This window comes from Mesorhizobium sp. M7A.F.Ca.ET.027.03.2.1, from assembly GCF_003999175.1.
Lineage (GTDB): Bacteria > Pseudomonadota > Alphaproteobacteria > Rhizobiales > Rhizobiaceae > Mesorhizobium.
The window spans coordinates 1-5,059 of the sequence record NZ_RZOM01000397.1 but is presented as its reverse complement, the minus strand read 5'-3'; the positions used below and the strand labels follow the sequence as shown (position 1 = coordinate 5,059).

The 5,059-nt window shown below is 61.8% G+C and carries 4 protein-coding genes and 1 pseudogene; all 5 read left to right on the top strand.

Going from position 1 to position 5,059, the window contains the following annotated elements; translation table 11 throughout:
- Positions 1 to 196, top strand: a pseudogene (gene glmM / locus EN750_RS18020) (phosphoglucosamine mutase); the annotation flags it as partial.
- Between the two features lie 271 nt (positions 197 to 467).
- The gene (locus EN750_RS18015; protein WP_127267138.1) at positions 468 to 1,304 is read left to right on the top strand and encodes an outer membrane protein; all 837 of its coding nucleotides are present in this window, start codon (positions 468 to 470) and stop codon (positions 1,302 to 1,304) included.
- A gap of 208 nt (positions 1,305 to 1,512) precedes the next feature.
- Complete coding sequence (locus EN750_RS18010; protein ID WP_127267137.1) at positions 1,513 to 2,277, top strand: outer membrane protein; 765 nt, start codon at positions 1,513 to 1,515, stop codon at positions 2,275 to 2,277.
- Between the two features lie 205 nt (positions 2,278 to 2,482).
- The gene (locus tag EN750_RS18005) at positions 2,483 to 3,658 is read left to right on the top strand and encodes a phosphoserine transaminase (protein WP_127397218.1); all 1,176 of its coding nucleotides are present in this window, start codon (positions 2,483 to 2,485) and stop codon (positions 3,656 to 3,658) included.
- A gap of 67 nt (positions 3,659 to 3,725) precedes the next feature.
- On the top strand, positions 3,726 to 5,059 hold a 1,334-nt coding region (gene serA, locus EN750_RS18000; protein WP_127379151.1), incomplete at its 3' end, for a phosphoglycerate dehydrogenase.

The window sequence follows — 5,059 nt, the reverse complement described above, 5'->3', positions numbered from 1 at the left end:
GCTTGAGGAGGCGCCGGTCAAGGCCGCCATCGAAGACGCCCGCAACCGCCTCGGCAAGACCGGACGGCTGGTTATCCGGCCATCAGGGACAGAGCCGCTGATCCGCGTGATGGCCGAAGGCGACGACCCGCAACTGGTCGAGTCCGTGGTCAATGGCATAGTGGACATCATCTCGGAAACGCGCAGCGCCGCTTGATCCCAGCGCGTCCAGCAGGACGTGGATCTGACAACCAGGCGCGCCGCGCTCCCTTAACCGGTCCAAGGCCCGCCCCTCGGCGGGCTTTTTCTTGTCAGCCGCCACTTTGTTCGGTGTCCGTAAATCTCGCGCCTATCCCTAGAAGTTTCGAGATTCGTGGTTAAGCAACAGGGTTAAACGCCTTTTAACCTTTGCAATTCATTATCCACGACTGAAAGCCAATCGCATTTCGGGCGGGTTCGCCGTTCCGAGCTTCTCAGGGGTGACAAGCATGTTCAAGACAGCAAGAAAGGCCCTGCTCGCCTTCCTGTTCGCAGGGTTGGCAGGGCCGTTGTTCGCGGCCGATCTGCCGGAGCCAATGGTTGAAGAGGCTCCGCCTCAGGCCATCTACGAGCAGCCGGTCGAGGTCGGCGGCTGGTATATCCGCGGCGATATCGATTATCACAAGTCGACCGTGCGCGGCATCGACTATATGACCTACACCGTCGATCCCTGTAACTGTACGGTCACGCCCGGCACCAGAAGTTTCGATTTCGGCAAGCTCAAGGGAGGTTTCTCGCTCGGTGCCGGCGTTGGTTACAAGATCAACGACCACTTCCGGACCGACCTGACGGCCGACTATTGGTTCAAGTCGAACTTCAACGGCGGCACCTCGGACATCAACGGTACTTCGACCGAAGTATCGAAGATGAGCGCCCTGCTGCTGCTTGCCAACGCCTATGTCGATCTCGGCACCTACCATGGCATCACGCCTTACGTTGGCGCCGGCATCGGCGGCGCCCGCGTCAAGTGGGATGATGTCTACGACCCGAACACCACCGAGTTCAATCCCGGCAGATCAAGCTGGCGTTTCGCCTACGGTCTGATGGCCGGCGCTTCGTACTGCCTGACCGACAAGATCATTCTCGATGCCGGCTACCGCTTCTCCCATATTCAGGGCGGCCGCATGTTCGACTGGAACATCACCAGCTCCGGTCCCGGCTTCGATCGTGGCATCAACACGCACGAAGTGCGCGGTGGCCTGCGCTACCAGTTCGGTGGCAGCAACGGTTGCGCCGCGCCGGTCGTGGCCTACCAGCCCGAACCCGAGCCGATCTACACCAAGTAACAGCATCTACATTACTTGCATTCTTCACAAACCGCCCGGCCTCAGCCGGGCGGTTTTTCGTTGGGCCGCCTGGAATCGACAGGGGAAATGAATTCGCTAACGCTCTGTTAGCCTTAACCGGCACTTAACCACTATGGTTAACAATGCTCCTTGAAACGATGGCTGCCGCTGCGATTGCGGGCTGCGCCAAATTCGGGAGTCGGGGACCATGAAACTTACATCGCGTATGGCGCTGGCGCTCGGTGCACTGGCCTTCCTGCCGCTGACGCCGGTGCACGCGGCCGACTACGATCCGCCGATCTATGTCGACCAGGCGCCCGACTACGTCCCGGTCGAGGTCGGTTCCGGCTGGTATCTGCGCGGCGACGTCTCCTATCTGGCGCAGAAGAGCTTCGACAATCATGATTTCGCCACCGAAACCGCAGCCTTCAGCGACAAGGAAGATCCGATCTTTGCCAGCATCGGCTTCGGCTACCATTTCAACGACTATCTGCGCGCCGACCTCAATCTCGGCTATCTGCCCGGCAACGAGATCGGCGTCGGCTATGACGATTCAGCGACTGCCGCAGAGCCGACCGTGGCGTCGGCATCCCTTAAGAACTACGCCTTGTCGGGCATACTCAACGGCTATGTCGATCTTGGCACCTATGTCGGCATCACACCCTATCTCGGCGCCGGTATCGGCATCGTCCGCAGCAAGCGCACCCTGTCGGCAAGCTATTTCACCGACAATGGCGACGACACGGACGATTTTGCTGTAAGTGACAGCAAGACCCAGTACTCGCTGGCCTACACGCTGAATGCGGGCCTCGCCTATCAGGTATCGAAGAACGTTTCCGTCGACCTGGGCTATCAGTATTTCTCCGCCCCGGACGCCGAATATGTAGCCGCCGAGAGCCTAGATTCCTATCCGATCCGCAAGGGGATCAGCAATCATCAGGTCAAGCTTGGGCTGCGCTACGATCTTTGGTAGTAGGTACGGCATGCACGAAAACGCAGACGGCGGATCTTTCGGGGTCCGCCGTTTGCGTCTGAAGTCACGACATCCTGATCAGGGATCGCCGGTATCCCGGCAGCGACAAAAACTTTCCTCTTGACGCCCGAAGTCTGAACGCATATCGCCGTCCGTGGGCCACCCCTCCCCAACGAGGGGCCACTATCTGGAAGGATAGACCACGATGACGACGCATACGAAGCCCGGACTCCGTCCGGCAAACCCCAATTTTTCCTCAGGTCCCTGTGCAAAACGTCCCGGCTGGTCGGTCGAGGCGCTGAACAATGCCGCGCTCGGCCGTTCCCACCGCGCCAAGATCGGCAAGACCAAGCTCGAACAGGCGATCGAGCTGACGCGGGAAATTCTCCAGGTCCCGGCGGGTTACCGCATCGGCATCGTGCCGGCGTCGGACACCGGCGCGGTCGAGATGGCGCTGTGGTCGCTGCTTGGCGAGCGCGGCGTCGACATGGTCGCCTGGGAGAGCTTTGGCTCCGGCTGGGTCACCGACGTGGTCAAGCAGTTGAAGCTCGCCGACGTGCGCAAGATCGAAGCCGGCTACGGCGAACTGCCTGATCTCACCAAGATCGATTTCGACCGCGATGTGGTCTTCACCTGGAACGGCACCACGTCGGGCGTGCGCGTGCCGAACGGCGATTTCATTCCCGCGGACCGCAAGGGCCTGACCGTCTGCGATGCGACTTCCGCCGCATTCGCGCAGAGGCTCGACTTCGAAAAGCTCGATGTCGTCACCTTCTCCTGGCAGAAGGTGCTGGGCGGCGAGGGCGCTCACGGCATGCTGATCCTGTCGCCTCGCGCCGTCGAGCGGCTGGAGACCTACAAGCCTTCATGGCCGCTGCCGAAAATCTTCCGCCTGACCTCGGGCGGCAAGCTGATCGAAGGCATCTTCAAGGGCGAGACCATCAACACCCCCTCGATGCTGTGCGTCGAGGATTACCTCGATGCGCTCAACTGGGCGAAGTCGACCGGCGGCCTCGACGCGCTGATCGCCAGGGCGGATGCCAATGCGGCCGTCCTCGATCGCTTTGTCGGCAAATCCTCCTGGCTCGGTCATCTCGCCGTCCAGCCGGCGACACGGTCGAACACGTCCGTCTGCCTGTCCTTCACCGACCCGGACGTGTCCGCGCTCGACGCCGAGGGGCAGGCGGCTTTCGCCAAGGGGCTGGTGTCGGTGCTCGACAAGGAAGGCGTCGCCTACGATATCGGTGCCTATCGCGACGCACCGCCCGGCCTGCGCATCTGGTGCGGCGCGACGGTCGAGACGTCGGATCTCGAGGCGCTGCTGCCCTGGCTCGACTGGGCCTTCGCCGCGCAGAAGGCGTCGCTCAAAGCGGCGGCCTGAGATCATTCGCGGCGGCCTTCGGGCCGCCCATTCCCATCAGGATCAAATCCATTTCAAGGAGGCCGCCATGGCGCCCCGCGTTCTCGTCTCAGACAAACTCTCCCCCACCGCCGTGCAGATATTCAAGGATCGTGGCGTCGAGGTCGACTATCTGCCCGATCTCGGCAAGGACAAGGAAAAGCTCGCCGAAGTGATCGGCCAGTATGATGGCCTCGCCATCCGCTCGGCGACCAAGGTCACCGAAAAACTGATCAACGCCGCTACCAATCTCAAAGTCATCGGCCGTGCCGGCATCGGCGTCGACAATGTCGATATCCCGGCGGCAAGCCGCAAGGGCATCATCGTGATGAACACGCCGTTCGGCAATTCGATCACGACAGCCGAACATGCGGTGGCGATGATCTTCGCGCTTGCCCGCCAGATACCGGAAGCCAACGCTTCGACCCATGCCGGCAAATGGGAAAAGAACCGATTCATGGGCGTCGAGATCACTGGCAAGACGCTGGGCGTCATCGGCTGCGGCAACATCGGTTCGATCGTCGCGACGCGCGGCGTTGGCCTCAAGATGCACGTCATCGCGTTCGACCCGTTCCTGTCGGACAGCCGTGCCGAGGAGCTTGGCGTCGACAAGGTCGAGCTCGACGAACTGTTCGCCCGCGCCGATTTCATCACCCTGCACACGCCGCTGACCGACAAGACGCGCAACATCATCGATGCCGCGGCGATCGCCAAGATGAAGAAGGGCGTGCGCATCATTAACTGCGCTCGTGGCGGGCTGGTCGTCGAGGCCGACCTGATCGCGGCGCTGAAGAGCGGCAAGGTGGCCGGCGCCGGCGTCGACGTCTTCGAGGTCGAACCGGCCGAGAACAACGAACTGTTCGGCATGGAGAATGTGGTGGCGACGCCGCATCTCGGCGCCTCGACGACGGAGGCCCAGGAGAATGTCGCGCTCCAGGTTGCCGAGCAGATGGCCGACTATCTGATCAAGGGCGCCGTCTCCAACGCCATCAACATGCCGTCGATCACCGCCGAGGAGGCGCCGCGGCTGAAGCCTTTCGTCAAGCTTGCCGAAGTGCTCGGCGCCTTCGTCGGCCAGGTCACCGAGGATCCGATCAAGGAGGTCGAGATCCTGTTCGACGGCTCCACCGCGACGATGAATACGCGCGCGCTGATCAGCGCCGCACTCGCCGGGCTGATCCGGCCTCAGGTCTCCGACGTCAACATGGTGTCGGCGCCGATCATGGTGAAGGAGCGCGGCATCATCGTCGCCGAGGTCAAGCGCGACAAATCGGGCGTGTTCGACGGCTACATCAAGCTTACGGTGAAGACCGAGCACATGACGCGCTCGATCGCCGGCACATGCTTCTCGGATGGCAAGCCACGCTTCATCCAGATCAAGGG

Excerpts from the sequence above, each read along its gene's own strand:
- EN750_RS18005 (WP_127397218.1), top strand. The coding sequence starts at position 2,483 with ATGACGACGCATACGAAGCCCGGACTCCGTCCGGCAAACCCCAATTTT.
- EN750_RS18010 (WP_127267137.1), top strand. The coding sequence starts at position 1,513 with ATGAAACTTACATCGCGTATGGCGCTGGCGCTCGGTGCACTGGCCTTC.
- EN750_RS18015 (WP_127267138.1), top strand. The coding sequence starts at position 468 with ATGTTCAAGACAGCAAGAAAGGCCCTGCTCGCCTTCCTGTTCGCAGGG.